We start from the raw sequence: 20672 nt of genomic DNA, 5'->3' as shown, positions 1-20672 counted from the left end.
GCATTCGAGGGAACTTGACTTTCCGCGGATGTTGAGCCTTGACCCTCTAGTTGAGGTCGAAGGTTGGTTTGCGTTGAAGCAGAAAACCGCCCCCGCAGCACGGCTGCGGGGGCGGTTTTTCATTCTGCGACCATCAGGGTCAGGCGGAGGCGGCGACCGTCCGGGCGCCTTCTTCCTTCGGCGCCATCTCGCCGTGGCCGGCGATCATGGTCTGCTCATCGAAGGGTGTCTCGCCGGAGAGGACGCGGCTGACCTGTTCGCCGTCGATCTCCTTGACCCAGGTCCCGATCAGTACCGTGGCCACGGCATTGCCGGTGAAGTTGGTCAGGGCCCGGGCTTCGGACATGAAGCGGTCGATGCCGACGATGATGCCCACACCACCGAGCAGTTCCGGCCGGTGTGCCTGCAGCCCTGCTGCGAGGGTGGCCAGGCCTGCACCGGTGACACCGGCAGCGCCCTTGGAGGCGATGATCATGAAGACCAGGAGCGAGATCTGGGCGCCGAGGTCCAGCGGGGTTCCCATGGCGTTGGCGACGAAGAGCGAGGCCATCGTCAGGTAGATGGCGGTTCCGTCAAGGTTGAAGGAGTAGCCGGTGGGGACGGTGACGCCAACAACGGGCTTGGAAACACCCAGGTGTTCCATCTTGGCGATGAGGCGCGGCAGAGCGGCTTCAGAGGACGAGGTGGAGAAGATGATGAGGTACTCACGGGCCAGGTACTTCATCAGCTTGAAGATGTTGACGCCCGCCACAACCTGGAGCATGCCACCGAGGATGACCACGATGAAGAGCGCGCAGGTGATATAGAAGGCGACCATGAGGGTGAACATGCTCACGATGGCCTGGACGCCGGTGGCGCCGACGACGGCGGCGATCGCACCGAAGGCACCCACGGGAGCGAGCCACATGATCATGATGAGGATACGGAAGACCAGCGCCTGGCCGTAGCCGACGGCCCTGAGGATCGGGGCGCCCTGGGCGCCCATCTTCTGGAGTGCGAAGCCCACCAGGATGGCGGCCAGCAGCGTGGGCAGGACAGGTACGTCGCTGGGGATGATTCCCATGAGGAAGTCGACCGTGCTGTCTGTGGCGGCCTTCTTGTTGGGGTCGTAAGGCGTGAGCTTCAGGCCTTCACCGGGGTGGATGAGGTTTCCCACCACCAGGCCGATGGCCAGGGCGAACGTGGACATGATGATGAAGTACAGCAGCGCCAGGCCGCCGACCTTGCCGACGGTCGCTGCCTTGGCAATCGAGCCGATGCCAAGGACGATGGTGCAGAAGATGACCGGCGCGATCATCATCTTGATGAGCTTGACGAAACCGTCGCCCAGGGGCTTGAGCGACTTGCCGACCTCCGGAAAGAGCAGGCCCACCACCGCACCCAGGACGACGGCCGCGATAACGGCGATGTAGAGGTAGTGCGACTTGTCCAGGCCCTTGCGCCGCGTTGTCGCGGTGCCGGTGGACTCTCCTCTTTGAGAAGCCATGATGTGTCTCCTTGTGGATATTCTGATAGACGCTGCGGCACAGTCTCTGGGCTCGACACGTCCTAGCGGTGTGATATCCATCATTGGCCACGCCGTGATCCAGCTCACCGTTGCGTTCATATTGGTCGCGGCACCCGCAAAGCGCCCTTGGAGGTACGCATGATCCACCGCTGGAGTATCGCCCGCAGGCTCTTCGTGGCGAACCTGCTCATCGTGGTGTCCTTCATCGCGATCGGGGGAACTGCTGCCTACGTCGACGCGCGGGACCGCACCTATGAAGAAGCCGGCCGCCGGATGCAGGGCGTAGCGGCTTCGATCGCCGCCAATCCCCTGGTGCTCCAGGCCGCAGCCACATCCAACCCTTCGGCCCTCCTGCAGCCTTACGCCAAGGACGTAACCGCCGCGGCCGGCGTCGACTTCATCACCATCATGGCCCCGGACCGGACCCGCTGGACGCATCCGCGGGACGAGGAACTGGGCCGCCCGTATATCGGTTCCATCGATGCTGCCCTGCAGGGACGGACCTTCACGGAAGTCACTGCCGGCACCCTGGGGCCGTCCGTGCGGACCATCGTTCCGGTGAAGGATGGGGCGGGAGCAGTGAAGGCGCTGGTGGCAGTGGGCGTCACCGTCCGCAGCGTGGACGTCGCCTTCGAAGGGCGGCTGCCTGTCCTGCTGGCGCTCGGCATGGCGCTGCTGGCCGGCGGCTCCCTGGCGTCCTGGCTGCTGGGCAGGTACCTCCGCCGGGTGACCCTCGGCTGGGGACCGGAACAGTTGGCCCAGCTGTTTGCCTACTACGAGTCTGTACTCCACTCCGTCCGCGAGGGGCTGATCCTTATTGATGCCCGGAAGCGCGTGGTCATGTACAACGACCAGGCTGCCGAGTTGCTGGGCCTGCGCGAAACCGGCAGCAACGATCCCACCAGGCCGCCGTCGCTGGCCGAACTCCCGCTCGACAGCGAACTACGCAGCCTGTTTGATTCCGGACGCACCACCAAGGACGAGATGGTGCTCACGGGCTCCCGCGTGCTGGTAGTCAACCAAGGGCCCGCAAAAGGCCCGGAATCCCCGGGCACTCGCGGCAAGATTCCGGTGTACGGAACAGTGGCAACCCTCCGGGACCGGACCGAAATCGAAGCGCTGGGCAACGAATTGCAGACCATGCAGACTTTGTCCGACGCACTGCGGGCCCAGACCCATGAGCACGCCAACCGGCTCCACACGATGGTTTCCCTCCTCGAACTCGGCCGGACCGGGGAAGCCCTGGACTACGCCACCCAGGATTTGGCACTGAGCCAGCAGTTGACGGACGACATGGTGAACTCGATCAATGAGCCGGTGCTGGCCGCCCTGGTCATGGGCAAGGTGGCCGAGGCCCACGAGCGCGGCGTCCAGCTGGAGCTCTCCACCCTGGGTTCCGGCGCGGCGCCGGGAGTCGCCGTCCAGGACCTGGTGACAATCCTGGGCAACCTGCTGGACAACGCCATTGATGCCGCTGCGGACGCGCCCCCGCCCCGGCGGGTGGAACTGACGCTGGAGGCCGACGAGGAAGGACTGGACCTGGCAGTCAATGATTCCGGGAAACCCATCGACCCCGCGGACTCGGAAAAGATCCTCCGGCACGGATTCAGCACGAAGCCCGCGGGGTCAGGGGGCCGGGGCATTGGCCTGGCACTGGTCCGGCAGGCGGTGCAGCGTTTGGGCGGTACGCTGGCCATTAACGGCCGGCGCGGCGCCAAGTTCGAAGTTTTCCTGCCCGCAGCGGTGTCCGCGGAGAAGGAGCACAGACAGTGAGCAACATCCGGGTCCTCGTCGTCGAAGACGAGGCCATCGCTTCGGCAGCCCACGCCGCGTACGTGGGGCGGGTGGAAGGATTCGAGCTCGCCGGAACCGCACCCGACGGCCAGTCCGCCCTGCGGCTGATGAACGAATTCGTGGCTGCGGGAGAGCCGGTGGAACTTGTCCTGCTGGACATGAACCTGCCCGACCTGCATGGCCTGGACATCGCCCGGCGGATGCGTTCAGCCGGGATACTCGCGGACATCATCGCCATCACCGCTGTGCGCGAGCTGGCGATCGTCCGGAGCGCTGTGGCCATCGGCGTGGTCCAGTACTTGATCAAGCCCTTCACGTTCGCCACCTTCTCGGACAAGCTGGAGAACTACCGCCAGTTCCGGCAGCAGCTGGCCGGCTCCGGCGGTGGACCCGGCAAGGGGGGTGCATCGCAAAGCGAGGTGGACCAGGCCTTCGCCAGCCTCCGGGCGCCGTCCGAGCTCCCGCTCCCCAAGGGCCTCTCCACCTCGACGCTCGGCTCAGTCCAGGAATTCCTCCGCCGGCAGCCGGAAGCGGTGTCCGCCACCGAGGTCATGGATGCCTTGGGCATGTCCCGCGTGACGGCGCGGCGCTACCTGGAGTACCTTGCCGACGCCGGCACGGTTTCCCGGACCGCCCGCTACGGCACCCCCGGCAGGCCGGAAAACGAATACCGCTGGAACGCCCGCTGAGGAGTGGGAGGGCGGACCCCAGGCCAGCCCTCAGCCAGCTTGGGCCCCGCCCGCCCGGAGAATGCCGATCAGCTGGTCGATGACCCCCGGATCTTCGATGGTGGACGGCACCGTGTACTCCTCGCCGTCTGCTATTTGGCGCATGGTCTTGCGGAGGATCTTCCCCGAACGGGTCTTGGGCAGGGCCTCCACCACGGTCACGTGCTTGAAGTCCGCAACCGCACCAATATCGCGCCGGACCAGTGCCACCAGGTCCCTGGCCAACACGTCTCCGGGGATGTCTACCCCTGATTTGAGCACCACGTAGCCGCTTGGGCGTTGGCCCTTCAGCGGATCGGCCAGGCCGATCACCGCGCACTCGGCAATGGCGGGGTGCTGGCCGATCACCTGTTCCATGGCGCCCGTGGAGAGCCGGTGGCCGGCAACGTTGATGATGTCGTCGGTGCGGCCCATGACGAAGAGATACCCGTCCTCATCGCGGTATCCGGAATCGCCCGTGGCATAGGAGCCCTCGAAGGCCGTCAGGTAGGAGGAGATGTAGCGTTCGTCGTTTCCCCACAGCGTAGTCAGGGTACCCGGCGGCAGCGGCAGCCCCAGGACGATGTTGCCTTCGGTTCCCGGCTCGACTTCCCCGCCCGCACCGTCAAGGATCCGCAGCCTGAAGCCCGGCATGGGGACGCTGGGCGAACCAGCCTTGATCGGGAGCCCGTCCAGGCCCCGCGGGTTGGCGCAGATGGCCCAGCCGGTCTCGGTCTGCCACCAGTGGTCCACCACCGGCACGCCGAGGACCCGGGATGCCCAGTGGAACGTGTCCGTGTCCAGCCGCTCGCCGGCCGCGAACAGCGTGCGCAGGCTGGAGATGTCGTATTTATCCAGCAGCTTCGCCTCGGGGTCGGCTTTGCGGATGGCCCGCAGCGCCGTGGGGGCAGTGAACAGCACGTTGACCCTGTGGTCCTGGACTACGCGCCAGAATGCGCCCGCGTCCGGGGTGCCCACCGGCTTGCCTTCGTACATCACTGTCGTGGCACCGGCCAGCAGCGGACCGTAGACGATGTACGAGTGCCCCACCACCCAGCCGACGTCAGAGGCGGTCCACAGGACGTCGCCGGGTCCGACGTCGTAGATGTTCTCCAGCGTCCAGCGCAGGGCGACGGCGTGGCCGCCGTTGTCACGCACCACGCCCTTGGGCGTTCCGGTGGTGCCCGACGTGTAAAGGATGTAGAGCGGGTCCGTGGCCTTCACGTCCACCGGGGCGGCCGGGTCCGCGGCTGCCGCTTCCGTGTCCCAGTCGAGCCAGCCGGTGTGGTCCGACACGGCGGAGGCGAAACCGTCGCGCGCCTTGACCAGCACGGGGATGTCCGGCGCGCCGGCCAACTCGAGCGCCTCCGCGACCGCCGGCAGGTACTCGATGCGTCGTGAAGGTTCGATCCCACCCGAGGCGGTGACCACCGCAGCCGGGGCTGCATCGCGGATCCGTGCGGCGAGCTCCTTGGGCGCAAATCCCCCAAAGACCACCGAGTGGACCGCCCCCAGCCTGGCGGTGGCGAGCATGGCGATGGCGGCTTCCGGGATCATCGGCATGTAGATCACCACGCGGTCCCCTTTGCGCACGCCGTGGCTGCGCAGCACCCCGGCGAAGCGGGCGACGAGTTCGGTGAGCTCTGCGTAGCTGAAGCGCTGCTGCGAGCCGAGCATGGCGGAGTCGTAGATCAGGGCGTCCTGGCCTCCACGGCCCGCGGCAACGTGACGGTCCAGGGCGTTGTAGCAGGTGTTCAGCGTCCCCTCGGGAAACCAGCTGTACAAGGGCGCCCGGCTGGAGTCCAGGGCCCGGCCCGGCGGGGTGTTCCAGGAAATCTTTTCCGCTGCTTCCAGCCAGAATTCTTCGGGTTGTTCCACGCTGCGCCGGTAGCTGTCCCGGTAGCTGTTGATGACCATGAGGTAATCCCGTCCACGACATTGTGATGCAGCTCATCGTAGCTGCAGGCCTGCGACACCCACAAGGGTTCTGTATACAGAAAGTCGGATTTTTCCTTATTTGCTGTATTCCAGCGGCCGCTATGTATACACTGATCCAGTCAGCGAGGAAGGAGACCACCATGCGCGCCAGTGACAAGGCCTATGCCGCCCTGCGGGAGGACATCGTCGAATGGCGGCTGGCGCCCGGCACGGTTCTTGCCGAGGTGGAGCAGTCCGAACGCCTCGGTGTCTCACGGACGCCGCTGCGCGAAGCACTGGGGAGACTCACAGCGGAAGGACTGACGACGGCGGGCGGCCGCGGCGTCGTCGTCACCGACATCTCCCTTGAGGACATCGACGAACTTTTCGAACTCCGGGAAACCCTCGAGGGCAGGGCCGCAGCGTTGGCCGCACGGCGCGGCGACGCCGCAACGTTCGAGCGCCTGCAGCGCGAACTGCTCCAGGCTCCGGAGCTGATCAGCGGCGATGATCCCGCCCTGCACGACTACTACGAGCTGGTGGGCAGGCTGGACACAGCCATCGATGCAGCTATCTCCAACTCCTACCTGGCCCAGGCCATGCGAAGCCTGCGCGTGCACCTGGTCCGGATCCGCAGGCTTGCGGCCGACGACGCCTGCCGCCTGACCGCTGCGGCCGCCGAGCATGCCGCCATCGCAGAGGCCATAGCGGCCGGCAACCCGAAACTCGCAGAGGCGGCCACCGTCGTCCACCTGCACCGCAGCCTCTCCCACGTCAAAGCAACCCACGCATCCCACCCGAAGGAGCACCATGGTTAAGGAACACCACGTCCGCGTCTACAAGAGCGAAGAGTACCTGCCCCGCGAGGACCAGCTCGCGTACAAGATCGCCCAGGTCGCGGCGGACCCCGTCGCCGTCTCCCCCGAGGTGACCGACATGGTGATCAACCGGGTCATCGACAACGCCTCGGTTGCCATCGCCTCCCTTAACCGCGCGCCCATCGTCGCCGCCCGCGCGCAGGCGCTCACCCATGGCCCCAGCACCGGCGGCCAGGGGTCCAAGGTCTTCGGCATCGAAGAGCGGGTGGCACCGGAATGGGCTGCGTGGGCCAACGGTGTGGCCGTCCGCGAGCTGGACTACCACGACACCTTCCTCGCGGCCGACTACTCCCACCCCGGGGACAATATCCCGCCGATCCTCGCCGTCGCCCAGCACGTGGGCGCCAGCGGCCAGGACCTGGTCCGCGGCATTGCCACCGGCTACGAGATCCAGGTCAACCTGGTCAAGGCCATCTGCCTGCACAAGCACAAGATCGACCACGTAGCCCATCTGGGCCCCTCCGCCGCCGCCGGGATCGGCACACTGCTGGGCCTCGACGTCGAAACCATCTTCCAGTCCGTGGGGCAGGCACTGCACACCACCACCGCAACCCGGCAGTCCCGCAAGGGCGAGATCTCCACCTGGAAGGCGCACGCCCCGGCGTTTGCCGGCAAGATGGCCATCGAGTCCGCCGACCGTGCCATGCGCGGCCAGACCTCGCCCGTGCCGATCTACGAAGGCGAAGACGGCGTCATCGCCTGGATGCTCGACGGCCCGGACGCGTCCTACATGGTCCCGCTCCCCACGCCCGGCGAAGCCAAGCGCGCCATCCTGGACACCTACACCAAGGAACACTCCGCCGAATACCAGGCGCAGGCCTGGATCGACCTGGCCCGCAAGCTGAACCGCGAACACCCCGAAGTCACGGACCCGGCCAATGTCGAATCCGTACTGATCAAGACCAGCCACCACACCCACTACGTGATCGGCTCCGGCGCCAACGATCCCCAAAAATACAGCCCCACAGCCAGCCGGGAAACCCTGGACCACTCCATCCCTTACATCTTCACCGTCGCCCTGCAGGACGGAGCCTGGCACCACGTGGACTCCTACGCCCCGCAGCGTGCTGCACGCCCGGACACCGTGGAACTGTGGCACAAGGTGGCCACGGTGGAAGATCCGGAATGGACCCGCCGCTACCACTCCCTGGACATCGCGGAGAAGGCCTTCGGCGGTTCAGTGGAAATCACGCTCAAGGACGGCACCGTCATCACCGACCAGATCGCCGTCGCTGACGCGCATCCCCTGGGCGCCCGGCCCTTCGCCCGCGAACAGTACGTCAACAAGTTCCGCACCCTCGCCGCAGGGCTTGTGGAGGAGGCCGAAATCGAGAGGTTCCTCGCCGCCGTCGAACGCCTCCCCGAACTCGCGGCAGGCGAACTGGACCAGCTCAACATCACCGCCGCCCCCGGCGTCATCGACCTGGCGGCGGCACCGAAGGGACTCTTCTGATGCTGTACTCGAAGACCACGCCGGAGCAGAAACGGCTCCGCTTCCGGGAACTGCTGTCTTCCGGGACCGTCCAGCAGTTCCCGGGCGCGTTCAACCCGCTCTCGGCCAGGCTGATCGAGGAAAAAGGCTTCGCCGGCGTCTACATCTCCGGCGCCGTGCTGGCCAACGACCTCGGCCTGCCCGACATCGGACTCACAACCCTCACCGAAGTTGCCACCCGGGCCGGGCAGATTGCGCGCATGACGGACCTGCCTTCGATCGTGGACGCCGACACCGGCTTCGGCGAGCCCATGAACGTGGCCCGCACCGTGCAGGAACTCGAGAACGCTGGCCTGGCCGGCTGCCACATCGAGGACCAGTTCAACCCGAAGCGCTGCGGCCACCTCGACGGGAAGAACGTGGTGGACCTGGACACAGCCACCAAGCGGATCCGTGCCGCCGCCGACGCACGGCGCGACCCGAACTTCCTGATCATGGCCCGCACCGATATCCGGGCCACCGATGGCCTGGAAGCCGCGCAGCAGCGGGCCAAGGCCCTGGTTGAAGCCGGGGCGGACGCGATATTCCCTGAGGCCATGAAGGACCTCAGCGAGTTCCAGGCCATCCGGGACGCGGTGGACGTGCCGATCCTGGCGAACATGACCGAGTTCGGCAAGAGCGCACTGTTCACTGTGGATGAGCTGGCCGGCGTCGGCGTGAACATGGTCATCTATCCGGTAACGCTGCTCCGTAGTGCCATGGGCGCTGCTGAGCGTACTCTGGAATCGATCAAATCCGACGGCACCCAGGAGGCACAGGTTCCAAGCATGCTGACCCGTGCCCGGCTCTACGACCTCGTCGATTACGAGGCTTACAACCGCTTCGACACCGGGGTGTTCAACTTCCAGATCCCCGGCATCTAATATCCCCGGAATGCCGGCCCCGGCCGGATAACAGGCTTTAGGAACAAAGGAGTTTCAGCATGGCTGAAAATGAGATCAAAAAGGGCCTTGCCGGCGTCGTGGTTGACTACACCGCGGTCTCCAAGGTCAACCCTGACACAAACTCCCTGCTGTACCGGGGCTATCCGGTCCAGGAACTGGCAGCCAGGTGCAGCTTCGAGGAAGTGGCCTACCTGCTCTGGAACGGCGAACTGCCCACCAAGGAGCAGTTGGCGGAATTCACCGCAAGGGAGCGCGCCGGGCGCGCCCTTGATCCGGTAGTCAAGCAGGTCATCGATGCCTTGCCGGTGACCTCGCACCCGATGGATGTCTGCAGGACCGCTGCCTCCGTGATGGGCGCCCGCCACCCGCTGGCGGAAGACTCCTCACGGGAAGCCAACATGGCCAAGGCCGTGGACCTGTTCGCCGCCATGCCGGCCGTTGTGGCCTACGACCAGCGCCGCCGCCACGGCCAGGAGCTCGTGGAGCCCCGCGAAGACCTTGGCTACTCGGCCAACTTCCTGTGGATGGCCTTCGGCGAGGAACAGGTGCCCGAGGTGGTGGACGCCTTCAACGTCTCGATGATCCTCTACGCCGAGCACTCCTTCAACGCGTCCACCTTCACCGCGCGCGTCATCACCTCGACACTCTCGGACCTGCACTCGGCGGTGACAGGAGCCATCGGCGCCCTGAAGGGTCCGCTGCACGGCGGTGCGAACGAAGCCGTCATGCACACCTTCGACGAGATCGGCATCCGGCAGGAGGAGTCCCTCGAGGAGGCCGCAGCCCGGGCGAAGGCCTGGATGGAGGATGCCCTGGCGAAGAAGAAGAAGGTCATGGGCTTCGGCCACCGCGTCTACAAGCATGGCGACTCCCGGGTGCCCACCATGAAGGCCGCCCTGGACAAGATGATCGCCCATTACGGCCGACCCGAGCTGCTGGGGCTGTACAACGGCCTGGAAACGGCCATGGACGAGGCAAAGGCCATCAAGCCGAACCTCGACTACCCAGCGGGGCCGACGTACCACCTGATGGGCTTCGACACACCCACGTTCACTCCCCTGTTCGTGGCCAGCCGGATCACGGGCTGGACCGCGCACATCATGGAGCAGCTTGACGCCAACTCGCTGATCAGGCCCCTGAGCGAATACAACGGCCACGAGGAGCGGCACCTCCCCTAGCGTTTCCCCGCTTAAGGCAGGAACGTCCGACGGCGGCCCGGGACTTTGGTGCCCGGGCCGCCGTCGGCCTTTAACGCTCAGTCCAAGCGGCTCTCAGATGACGCGACGGATTCGTTATCGGTGTGCATGGTGACCACCACATTGACCCGGCCGCCTTCGAGCACCACCGGCAGCCAGTGGTCGGCGTCCTGCCACATCCGGTCTACCGGCAAGGCCTCCACGCTGAACCATTCAGGCAGGATCTCATCGCTTGGCACCGGCTCGCCGTGCCACGTGCGCGCGGTGAAGATCCGGGTGGCCATGTTCCATTCCGGCCTCGCGGGGAAGACGAAACGGACGGTTCCGGCATCGGCCAGATCTTCGTGGCGCAGCACCACGCCAGTTTCTTCAAGCACCTCACGGATCACCGCCTGGGCGTCGGTCTCCCCGCGTTCCACGTGGCCGCCGATGCCCACGATCTTGCCTTTGCCAAACCCGGTTTGCTTGAGCCCCAGGAGCACTTCCGCCCCGTTGGCCCCGTCGCGGATCAGGAAGCACAGGGTCACAGCGGCTGCGCTCATCCCAACCCCTTAACCCAACGCCCTGGGGTGGGCCGCGGCGTAGATCTCGCGCAGGGTGTCAGCCGTGACCAGGGTGTACACCTGGGTGGTGGTCACGGACGCGTGGCCCAGCAGTTCCTGGACCACACGCACGTCGGCGCCGCCTTCAAGCAGGTGGGTGGCGAACGAGTGACGCAGCGTGTGCGGCGAAACGTCCCGGGTGATGTTGGCCTTCTCCGCTGCCGCCTTCAGGATGGTCCAGGCGCTCTGCCGGCTGATCCTTCCGCCGCGGGCATTGAGGAACAGCGCCGGTGTGCCCTTCCCTTTCGCGGCAAGCAGCGGCCGCCCGCGGACCAGGTAGGCATCGAGCGCCCGGGCGCCGTAGGAGCCAAGCGGCACCAGCCGTTCCTTCGATCCCTTGCCGAACAGCCGGACAATGGCGGGCCCGGATTCCGGCTCCGCGAGGGAGAGATCGTCAACGTCCAGTCCCACTGCTTCACTGATCCTGGCGCCGGTGGAGTAGAGGAATTCGAGCAGGGCGCGGTCGCGCAGCCCCGTGGCGGTGTCAGTTCCCGCCGCCTCGAGGATGCGGGTTACCTCATCAACGGTGATGGCTTTGGGCAGCCGCTTGCCGGCCATTGGCGGATGGACTTCGCTGGCGGGGTCCGCGGGTGTGTAACCTTCCAGGGCCCAGAACTTGTGCAGTCCGCGTACTGCCACCACCGTGCGCGCCGCCGATCGTACGCCCAGGGTGGACCCGCCGTCGGACCCGTCGGAGAGGGCCCGGACGTATCCGGTCACGTGATGCCGGGTGATGTCCTCCGGGCGCGTGCAGCCCGCGGCGGCGAGGTAGCGGGCGTAGCGGGCCAGGTCCCGGCGGTAGGCTGCCAGGGTATTTGCCGCCAGTCCCCGTTCCACCCCCATGTGCTGGAGGTAATCGGTGATTCCCCGGTCCACGGCCGCCGGAATTGCCGCCGGGGCAGCGCCTGCCGCGTCCGGATTCGGAGCCTGTACGACCGGGGGTGCAGGTGCAGCTTCAGCCGAGGGAGCCGGAGCCATCAGCGCTGGCTGGGGTGGGCGGGCCAGGGAGCGTCGGCGGGGCGCAGTCCTTCATAGTTGTCGGCCTTGGCTGCCGCGGCGGCAAGGATGCCGACGACGGCGGACGGGTTGTGCAGGCGGCCGGCGAGTACGGAGGCCACGGCGTCGTCCAGGCTGATCCAGTGGAACTCGATCTCCGCTTCCTCGTCCGTCCGCTCGTGGCGCTCGTGGTGCGGCACTTCCGTGAGGTCCCGGGCGAGGTAGATGCGGATGGCCTCACTGGAGGACCCTGGGGAATTGAAGACATCGGCCAGGACATTCCAGGTTGCGGCGGCCAGGTCCGCTTCCTCAGCCAGTTCGCGTGCTGCCCCCACCACGAAGTCTTCGCCCTCGATATCCAGGAGGCCGGCGGGGACCTCCCAGAGGTCCATGCCCACCGGATGCCGGTACTGCTTCAGGAGGAGGATCCGGCCCTCGTCATTCATGGGAAGGACGGCGACGGCGCCGGGGTGGTCGATGTAATCGCGGGTGAGGGCGTCCCCGGACTCGGAGAGCTGGAACGTGTCGCTGACGACGTCCCAGATGCGGCCCTGGTAAACCTTCTCGGTAGACAAAAGACGGCGCGGGCTTGGTGCATCCGAAACCTGTTTGGCAGGGGTGGCTTCAGGTGTACCAGGCATCGCACCGTCCTTTTGTTCTATTGACTACTTAGCGGTAACGGTACCGGATGCTGCAGGCTCCCCGGCCGCTGGCACGGCCGTGTCGGCTGCAGCCGCGCCGGCGCCCTGGTGGCCGGCCTCCTGGTGGTCCAGTGCCGCCTTGACCAGGCCGGCGAACAGCGGGTGCGGGCGCGTGGGCCGCGAGCTCAGCTCGGGGTGCGCCTGGGTGGCCACGTAGTACGGGTGGACTTCAGCGGGCAGTTCAACGAACTCCACCAGCTTGCCGTCCGGGGACGTGCCGGAAAAGACCAGGCCCTTGTCCGCAATCTGCTGGCGGTACTTGTTGTTGACCTCATAGCGGTGCCGGTGGCGTTCGCTGACGGCGGTCTTGCCGTAGGTCCCCGCGATGACGGAGCCTTCGTCGAGCTTGGCTTCGTAAAGGCCCAGGCGCATGGTGCCGCCGAGGTCGCCGCGGCCCTCGACAAACTCCAGCTGCTCCTCCATGGTGGCGATCACGGGGTACTTGGAATCCGGGTCGAACTCGCTGGAGGAGGCGCCCTCCAGGCCCACCACGTTGCGTGCGTACTCGATGACAATGCACTGCAGGCCCAGGCAGAGGCCCAGGACTGGCAGCTTGGTTTCGCGGGCGAACTTCAGGGCGCCGAGCTTGCCTTCGAGGCCGCGGATGCCGAAGCCGCCGGGGACGCAGATGGCGTCCACGCCGTCGAGCGCCTTAATGGCGCCCTCACGGGTGTCGCACTCGTCCGACGGGACCCAGCGGATCTTGACCTTTGCCTCGTTGGCGAAGCCGCCGGCGCGCAGCGCTTCGGTGACCGAGAGGTAGGCATCCGGAAGGTCGATGTACTTGCCCACCAAGGCGATTTCGACCTGGTGCTTCGGGTTGTGGACGGCCTCCAGGAGACGGTCCCAGCTGGTCCAGTCCACGTCCTTGAACGGCAGGTCCAGGGCACGGACGATGTAGGAGTCCAGGCCCTGCCCGTGCAGGGTCTTGGGGATGTCGTAGATGCTCGGGGCGTCGGCGGCGTTCACCACGGCGTCGATATCGACGTCGCACATGCGGCCGATCTTCTCCCGCATGGCGTCCGGCACTTCGCGGTCGGAGCGGATGACGATCGCCTCGGGCTGGATGCCGATGGAGCGCAGGGCGGCAACGGAGTGCTGCGTGGGCTTGGTCTTCAGTTCCTGGGAAGGGCCGATGTAGGGCACCAGGGAAACGTGGAGGAAAAACACGTTGCCGCGCCCGACGTCCTGGCGGACCTGGCGCGCGGATTCAAGGAAGGGCTGGGACTCGATGTCGCCAACAGTTCCGCCGATTTCCGTGATGATGACGTCCGGGGCGTTCTTGCCCTCAGCGGGCAAGCGCATGCGGCGCTTGATTTCATCCGTGATGTGGGGGATGACCTGGACCGTGTCACCGAGGTACTCGCCGCGGCGTTCCTTGGCGATCACGGTGGAGTACACCTGGCCCGTGGTCACGTTCGCTGAACCTTCGAGGTTCTCGTCGAGGAAGCGCTCGTAGTGCCCGATGTCCAGGTCCGTCTCGGCGCCATCATCTGTGACGAAGACCTCGCCGTGCTGGAAGGGGTTCATCGTGCCCGGATCCACGTTCAGGTAGGGATCGAGCTTCTGCATCGTTACGGAGAGTCCGCGCGCCCGCAGCAGATGACCAAGGCTGGACGCCGTCAGTCCCTTGCCGAGCGAGGACGCCACACCACCGGTGACGAAGATGTGCTTGGTCGTCTTGGAGGAGCCCGGGAACCGGGAATTTACACGGGAATTTGATCGCTGCACCACGGAATTCGAGCCTATCATCAATTCAGTCTTCCCGCGGTTGTCCGGTCAGGCGCGCTGGGGCAGGAGTTTAGCGTCATCCAGCAGCTCCTGGGCGTGCGCCTGCGCCGATTCGGAGTCCTCCTGGCCGGCCAGCATGCGGGCGAGCTCACGCACCCGCTCCTGGCCGTCCAGCAGGCGGACGTCACTGGAGGTGAACCCGGTGGCGGTGCCGCCGTCGGCACCCCTGACGGAGGTTTTGGTCACGGTGATGTGCTGGTCCGCGAACGCGGCCACCTGCGGCAGGTGCGTGACCACCAACACCTGGACGTGGCGCGCCAGCATGGCCAGCCGGCGGCCGATCTCGACGGCGGCCCGGCCGCCCACGCCGGCGTCCACCTCGTCGAAGACGAAGGTGGGGACGGGATCGACGGCGGCGAGCACCACTTCGATGGCCAGCATCACGCGGGACAGTTCACCGCCGGATGCACCCTTGCCCAGTGGCCGGGCCGGAGCGCCGGAATGCGGCCGGAGCAGGAAGCTGATCTCATCCGCGCCGTGCGGGCCCAGCTGCCCGGCAGGCTCGAGGTTGATCACCAGGGTGGCGTCTGCCATGGCCAGGGCTTTCAGCTCCGCGCTGACGCGGGTGGACAGTTCCTTGGCTGCCTTCGCCCGGATCTTGCCGATGGCCGCGGACTGCTTTTTCAGCTCCGCTTCGGCACGGACCACCTCTGCGTCCAGCGCCTCAATGCGGGAGGAGTCGTCCTGCAGCTCGTCGTACCGGACGCGCGCCGTTTCCGCCCACTCCAGCACTTCATCGATGGTGGGGGCATATTTGCGGACCAGCTTGGCCAGGGCTGCCCGCCGGTCCTCGATCTCGGCGAGCCGTTCCGGCCCCTCCGAGTCCAGGCCGGCCTGGTAGCTGGCCAGTTCCGTAGCGATGTCGTTGAGCAGGAAGCACACCTCTGCCAGCCGCGCGGCCGCAGACCCCAGTTCGGCGTCATGCTCGGCCACGTGCTCCAGGGTGCGTTTGGCGGAGTCCACCAGGGTGGTGGCATCACCGGATTCGGCGAAGTCCTCGGCGATGAGGGCCTGGTGCGCGGTGCTGGCGGCGATCCGGAGTTCCTCCACGTTGGCGAGCTTCACGGCCTCGGCCTTCAGCAGCTCGTCCTCCCCCGCCTGTGGGTCGACTTCGTCTATTTCTGCGAGGGCTGCTTCCAGGGATTCGGCTTCGCGGAGCCTGTCCCGCGCGGCGCTCCGCAGGCTGTCCAGTTCCGCCTGGCTGGACTTCCACCGGCTGTACAGCTCCTGGTACGCAGTCAGCGGGCCGGCCACGCTTTCCCCCGCGAACTTGTCCAGGGCCTCCCGCTGCGCCGTGGCGCTTTTGAGCCGGATCTGGTCCGATTGTCCGTGCACCACCACCAGGGATTCGCCGATCTCCGCCAGGACGCCCACGGGCGCTGCCCGGCCGCCCAGGAAGGCACGGCTGCGGCCGTCCGCACCCAGGCGACGGGCGAGGATGAGCTCGGCGCCGCCGTCGAACTCTTCGGCTTCGGCGCCGGCGTCGATGGCACGGGCGACGGCGGGGTGCCCGGCGTCGAGCTTCAAAACCGCCTCAGCGGTGGCGCTTTTGGCGCCGCTGCGGACGGCTCCGGCGTCGGAACGCGCACCCAGCAGCAGCCCGACGGCGGTGACCACCATGGTCTTGCCCGCACCGGTTTCGCCGGTGACGACGCTCAGCCCCGGGCCGAGCGGAAGCGTTGCCTCGGTGATGACGCCCAGATCGCGGATTCTCAGTTCTTCAAGCATGGATTCACTTTGCAGTCGACGGTTCGGGATCGCTGCCTGGGTTTTCCGCATGTGTCACCGGCAGCGGCGGCATGGGCCGTGGCGTCCGCACAATGGGAATCGGTCCGGTATGCACGGCATCGGATTTGGGCACCGGGCCGCGCCATCCGTGGATGGGCAGCTGGAATTTGCGGACCAGGCGGGCGGAGAACGGTGTCTGGTGGGTCCGTGCAAGCCGGACCGGAGTGGCAGACTTGGTGACTTCCACGCGGGCACCGGGCGGCAGGTCCACGGAGCGCCGGCCGTCGCACCAGAGCACGCCCAGGGCATCGGTGCGGCCCAGCACCTCGACGGCGAGCCGGGACCGGGGCGAGACGACCAAGGGCTTGGCGAAGAGCGCATGGGCGCTGATGGGCACGATCACCAGGGCCTCCACCTCCGGCCAGACCACCGGTCCACCGGCCGAGAACGCGTAGGCCGTGGACCCTGTGGGGGTGGCCAGCACGATGCCGTCCGAGCCGAAGGAGGTCAGCGGCCGCTCATCCACTTCGGTCACCACCTCGAGCATCCGTTCGCGGTTGGCCTTTTCGATGGCGGCCTCGTTCAAAGCCCAGGTGTGCCAAATCTTCTGGCCGCGGACCCAGACCTGGACATCGATGGTCATCCGCTCTTCGACCGTGTACTCGCGGCTGGCGATCCATTCGACGGTTTGGGCAAGGTCCGCCCGCTCGCTTTCGGCCAGGAAGCCCACGTGGCCCAGGTTGACGCCCAGCAGCGGCACGTCCACCTCGCGGACCAGTTCCGCTGCCCGGAGGATGGTTCCGTCACCGCCGAGGACCATGACCAGCTCAACATCCGGCAGCTGGACGTGGTCGTGGAGCACCTCCACCGGCTGCGCCAGGTGGCCGAAGAACCGTTCCATGTCCCCCAGCTCGGATTCCTGCATTACGGGGACCATGCCCGAGGCATGCAGCAGGGCGCAGGCTTCCCAGGCGGCTTTCAGTGACTCCTCGCGGCCGGTGTGGGCAAGGACCAGTACACGCCTGCTCATCAGGTTCCGCTCTCTAGTGGTTCTGCCAGATTTGTCCGAGCAAGGCAGCGGCTGCTGCCTCCCGCTCTTCGATCTTAGGCAAATCTTTGGTGATCCTGCGTTTTATCCACAGGAAGTATTCGACGTTTCCGTCCTGTCCGGGCAACGGACTGACCGCCAGGCCGCAAAGGTCCAGGCCGGCGTCGAGCGCTGCCCTGGCCACCTTCTCCACGGCCATCCGGCGTTCGCGCTCCGACGTGACGACGCCGGTGCGGCCCAGGCGGTCCTTGCCGATTTCGAACTGCGGCTTGACCATCAGTACCAGGTCGCCGCCGGGTTCGGTGCAGTCCGCCAGCGGCTGCACCACGAGGGTGAGGGAGATGAAGGAGAGGTCGGCGACGGTCAGCGCGGCCGGGCCGCCGATGTCCGCCGGCGCCATGTACCTGACGTTCATTCCTTCGTGAACGTCGACGCGCTGGTCGCTGCGCAGGTGCGGCACCAACTGGCCGTGCCCGACGTCGACCGCCACCACGTGCGAGGCGCCGCGCCGAAGGAGGACGTCGGTGAAGCCGCCGGTGGAGGCACCGGCGTCAAGGCACCTTTTGCCCTGGGCCGAAACTTCCGGGAAGGCGTCAAGCGCGCCGGCCAGTTTATGGCCTGCCCGGCTGGCGTAGGTGTCCTGGTCGTCGTGCTCGACGGTCAGGGCCCGGGTGTCGTCAACCTGCAGGGAGGCCTTGGCGAGGACCTGGCCGGCGGAACTGACCTTGCCTTCGGCGATGAGGGACGCCGCATGCGTCCGGGACCTTGCCAATCCACGGGCTACCAGTGCCTGGTCCAGGCGCACCGGCATCAGGCTTCACCGCCGGCGGGGGCAGCACCTGAGGGACCCCCATCTGCGGGGTCACCGTTGAGGGCGGCCAGCAGGTCGTCGTGAAGCCCGTTGTAGACGGCTTCGTGGTCCGCTGTTGGGAGCCGCGGGACATCCAACAGCCGCGCCACGGCCTGCGCCACCTGTGGATCCGTGATGTCCTGGCCGCGCGCCTCCGGCCAATCCGGGGCGGGCTGGGCTGGCACGTTGTCCGGTTCGGTCAGCTCAGTCATGCAACCAGTCTAGTGATCCAGCCATGCCAGTTTGGGCGCCTTGGCGGCGGCGGCTTCCGGCGTCGCGGCCCACCACGCCGCGCACGCCGCGCGCCAGGAGTTGAGGTCGTCCCGGCTGCCAATGACGCCTACTGCCCCGTTGGCGACGCGTGCCGTTGCCTGGCCGCACGTGTAGGTGCCGTCGTCGTGCGTTATTTCCGGGTATGGACGGTGCAGGTCCGCCAGGTTGTCGATGATGTAGTTGGGCCGTTCCGCAGAGCGCGCCGCAAGGATGGTTTCACGCGTGTCGACGCCGGTCAGGACGGCCACAGTGGCAAAGCCGGCGTTGTTGCCGCCCAGGATGTCCGTGTCCAGCCGGTCGCCCACCACCAGGGGGCGTTCAGCCCCGAGGCGTTTGGCGGCCGAATGGAACAGTGGCGCCTCGGGTTTTCCCGCAACCTTGGGCTGCTGCCCGGTGGCCGCGGCGACGGCGGCCACCAAGGTGCCGTTCCCAGGGGCGATGCCGCGCGCTTGCGGAATGGTCATGTCCGTGTTGGTGGCTACCCAGAGCGCTCCCGCGGAGACTACGTACGTGGCTTCCGCCAGGTCCTTCCAGCCGATAGCGGGGCTGAAGCCCTGGACCACGGCCACCGGTTCGTCGTCCTGGCTGCCTACAGGGACCAGGCCTGCCAGCTCGATTTCCCGTGCCAGGGCGGGGCTGCCCGTGATGAGGACCCTCGAACCGGGTGCCAGCAGCGAGGCCAGCAGGTCCGCTGCGGCCTGGGAGGAACTGACCACCTGGTTGTCCTCTGCGGGCGCGCCGAGCTCGCGGAGGTGTGCTGCCACCTCCGCGGGAGACCGCGAGGCGTTGTTCGTTACATAACCCAAGCCGATGCCCAGCCCGGAGAGCTGCTTCAGCGAGTCAACAGCTCCGGGAATGGCGTGCGGACCGGCGTAGACCACACCGTCCAGGTCGGCGAGGAGCGCATCGAAACGGGAGACCAGGGAAACGTCGCTCATCATGCTTCAGTCTTCCCGGCGTTCTTCGTCGTGCCGGTGTTCCCCGTTGTCCCCGGCGCGGAAGTCCTCAGCGACGGCGTCCTCTGCGCGGGCGTCGCCTGCAGCTGACGCATCGAGCTCGTCATGTTCCACAGAGTCCTGGTCCGATTCTGCGTCGTCGGAGACGAAGTAGTCACCGTCCTGGTCGTCGATGCTGCTCCCCTGGGAAGCCTCTGCTTCAATGGCGCGCGCGCCCTCCGCCGAAGCCTCTATCGACGCCCCTGCCGGGGATTCGGTTGCCGAGGCCTTGGAGGCGTGGTCGAGTGTCCTGCGGCGTTCGGCCTCTTCCCGGGCCTCCTCTTCCTCGTCCCAGCCGAGGTCGATGATTTCGGGTTCCTGGTCCACACCCTGGCCCAGGGCGTTTTCTGCCACGACCGCCTGGCGGTTCCACTTTTCCGACTCTTCCTGGCGTCCTACCGCTGCAAGGGCGTCCGCGTATGCACGGAAGAGGCGGGGGCTGTAGGAGAACGCACGGTTGATGTCCAGCTGCGCGATCTCAAGTTCGGCTACGGCCGCGTCCAGCTGGCCGAGGTCGGTGCGCGCGCCGGCAGCCACGATGGCCAGTTCAACCTTTCCGGGAGCGTCAAGGTCCTGGGCTTCCTCCGAGCGGGCCACGTCAAGAGCCCGGTCGGGACGTCCCAGGCCACGCTCGCAATCAGCCATCACGGGGAGGTGCACGTTGGAGCCGCTGATCCGGCGGAAGGTGCGGAACTCGCGAAGCGCCTCACCGTAGTGGCCGGCAGAGTAGGCAGTAAGCCCAACCGCTTCGCGGACGGCCGCGAGCCTGCCGCCGCGACGGCTTGCAGCAAGTGCGTGCTGGAAGGCAAGTTCGGGCTCGTCGTCGATGAGGCGTCCGGCCATGACCAGGTGGCGGGCCACCCACTCCGAGCTCTTGGGCTCGAGGGTCTTGATCTGGTGCTGCGTAGCGCGGTCCAGTTCCTTGCCTGTGACGTCCTCATCGATCTCCGGTGAACGCTCCCGGTCCGGCCGGTTGGCGCTCCGAAGGTCGGCGGCGTTGGGCACGCGGACGGGGCGATCCTCCTGGCGGTCACGCCCAAAGCTGCGCGGACCCGAACCGCCACGGCCGGACTCGGCGCGGGAGTCACTGCGATCGAAGCTGCGTGGCGCCCGGTCCTGCCGGTCGCCGTAGGGCTTGCGGTTCTCACCGCCACTGAAACCACGACGGTCACCCTCACCATCACGACGCGGGCGGTCACCAAACGGCTTACGATCACGCTCGCCGTAGGGTTTGCGGTCACGGTCACCGGCACCGCCACCGAAACCACGACGGTCACCCTCACCATCGCGGCGCGGGCGGTCACCAAACGGCT

General features: G+C 66.9%; 18 protein-coding genes. 6 read left to right on the top strand and 12 right to left on the bottom strand.

Translation table 11 applies throughout. The annotated features are described in order from the left end of the window. Positions 1–139: 139 nt before the first annotated feature. Positions 140–1486: a cation:dicarboxylate symporter family transporter gene (locus tag IEW19_RS13620; protein WP_188572166.1), complete on the bottom strand. Its 1347-nt coding sequence runs from the start codon at positions 1484–1486 to the stop codon at positions 140–142. A gap of 159 nt (positions 1487–1645) precedes the next feature. Between IEW19_RS13620 and IEW19_RS13615 the strand changes: the two genes are divergently transcribed. After that, complete coding sequence (locus tag IEW19_RS13615) at positions 1646–3280, top strand: sensor histidine kinase (protein WP_188572165.1); 1635 nt, start codon at positions 1646–1648, stop codon at positions 3278–3280. Then, positions 3277–3990, top strand: a complete 714-nt coding sequence (locus IEW19_RS13610; protein ID WP_188572164.1) for a response regulator — start codon at positions 3277–3279, stop codon at positions 3988–3990. The genes IEW19_RS13615 and IEW19_RS13610 overlap by 4 nt, the downstream gene beginning before the upstream one ends. Positions 3991–4020: 30 nt before the next feature. Here IEW19_RS13610 and IEW19_RS13605 read toward each other — a convergent pair whose 3' ends face one another. Then, positions 4021–5925, bottom strand: coding sequence for an AMP-binding protein (locus IEW19_RS13605; protein WP_188572163.1), 1905 nt, complete (start codon positions 5923–5925; stop codon positions 4021–4023). Between the two features lie 161 nt (positions 5926–6086). Between IEW19_RS13605 and IEW19_RS13600 the strand changes: the two genes are divergently transcribed. From IEW19_RS13600 to IEW19_RS13585, 4 genes are read left to right on the top strand one after another with little or no spacing between them, the layout of a single operon-like run. Continuing rightward, positions 6087–6743, top strand: coding sequence for a GntR family transcriptional regulator (locus IEW19_RS13600; RefSeq protein WP_188572162.1), 657 nt, complete (start codon positions 6087–6089; stop codon positions 6741–6743). Then, positions 6736–8256 carry an MmgE/PrpD family protein gene (locus tag IEW19_RS13595; RefSeq protein WP_188572161.1) on the top strand — a complete coding sequence of 507 codons (1521 nt, stop codon included), beginning with the start codon at positions 6736–6738 and terminating at the stop codon, positions 8254–8256. The genes IEW19_RS13600 and IEW19_RS13595 overlap by 8 nt, the downstream gene beginning before the upstream one ends. Next, complete coding sequence (gene prpB / locus IEW19_RS13590; protein ID WP_188572160.1) at positions 8256–9158, top strand: methylisocitrate lyase; 903 nt, start codon at positions 8256–8258, stop codon at positions 9156–9158. The genes IEW19_RS13595 and prpB overlap by 1 nt, the downstream gene beginning before the upstream one ends. 59 nt (positions 9159–9217) lie before the next feature. After that, positions 9218–10357 carry a bifunctional 2-methylcitrate synthase/citrate synthase gene (locus IEW19_RS13585; protein WP_188572159.1) on the top strand — a complete coding sequence of 380 codons (1140 nt, stop codon included), beginning with the start codon at positions 9218–9220 and terminating at the stop codon, positions 10355–10357. A 77-nt stretch (positions 10358–10434) separates the two neighbouring features. On the opposite strand, the gene IEW19_RS13580 is transcribed toward IEW19_RS13585, so the two are convergent. The 10 genes from IEW19_RS13580 to IEW19_RS13535 all read right to left on the bottom strand — a co-directional run. Further along, positions 10435–10917, bottom strand: coding sequence for an 8-oxo-dGTP diphosphatase (locus IEW19_RS13580; protein ID WP_188572158.1), 483 nt, complete (start codon positions 10915–10917; stop codon positions 10435–10437). A gap of 9 nt (positions 10918–10926) precedes the next feature. Beyond that, complete coding sequence (gene xerD, locus IEW19_RS13575; protein WP_188572157.1) at positions 10927–11955, bottom strand: site-specific tyrosine recombinase XerD; 1029 nt, start codon at positions 11953–11955, stop codon at positions 10927–10929. Next, positions 11955–12614 (bottom strand): NUDIX domain-containing protein, encoded by a 660-nt coding sequence (locus IEW19_RS13570; RefSeq protein ID WP_188572156.1) that lies wholly within the window; start codon positions 12612–12614, stop codon positions 11955–11957. The genes xerD and IEW19_RS13570 overlap by 1 nt, the downstream gene beginning before the upstream one ends. Positions 12615–12638: 24 nt before the next feature. Further along, a complete protein-coding gene (gene pyrG, locus IEW19_RS13565; RefSeq protein ID WP_188572155.1) occupies positions 12639–14426 on the bottom strand; it encodes a CTP synthase in 1788 nt (595 codons plus the stop codon). 27 nt (positions 14427–14453) lie between these two features. After that, positions 14454–16193 (bottom strand): DNA repair protein RecN, encoded by a 1740-nt coding sequence (gene recN, locus IEW19_RS13560; protein WP_188572154.1) that lies wholly within the window; start codon positions 16191–16193, stop codon positions 14454–14456. 4 nt (positions 16194–16197) lie between these two features. Next, on the bottom strand, positions 16198–17223 hold the full coding sequence (locus IEW19_RS13555; RefSeq protein WP_188572153.1) for an NAD kinase: 1026 nt from the start codon (positions 17221–17223) through the stop codon (positions 16198–16200). Between the two features lie 13 nt (positions 17224–17236). Continuing rightward, complete coding sequence (locus IEW19_RS13550; RefSeq protein WP_188572152.1) at positions 17237–18052, bottom strand: TlyA family RNA methyltransferase; 816 nt, start codon at positions 18050–18052, stop codon at positions 17237–17239. Further along, complete coding sequence (locus IEW19_RS13545; RefSeq protein ID WP_188572151.1) at positions 18052–18303, bottom strand: hypothetical protein; 252 nt, start codon at positions 18301–18303, stop codon at positions 18052–18054. Before IEW19_RS13545 ends, IEW19_RS13550 begins: the two co-directional genes overlap by 1 nt. 9 nt (positions 18304–18312) lie before the next feature. Beyond that, the gene (locus IEW19_RS13540; protein WP_188572231.1) at positions 18313–19302 is read right to left on the bottom strand and encodes an HAD-IIA family hydrolase; all 990 of its coding nucleotides are present in this window, start codon (positions 19300–19302) and stop codon (positions 18313–18315) included. A gap of 6 nt (positions 19303–19308) precedes the next feature. Then, positions 19309–20672: splicing factor U2AF large subunit (locus IEW19_RS13535; protein WP_188572150.1), on the bottom strand; the 1364-nt coding region annotated here is incomplete at its 5' end.

The organism is Arthrobacter liuii (assembly GCF_014639275.1).
Taxonomy (GTDB): Bacteria; Actinomycetota; Actinomycetes; order Actinomycetales; family Micrococcaceae; genus Arthrobacter; species Arthrobacter liuii.
The sequence above is the reverse complement of the archived record's forward strand: the minus strand, read 5'-3'. Positions and strand labels throughout refer to the sequence as shown.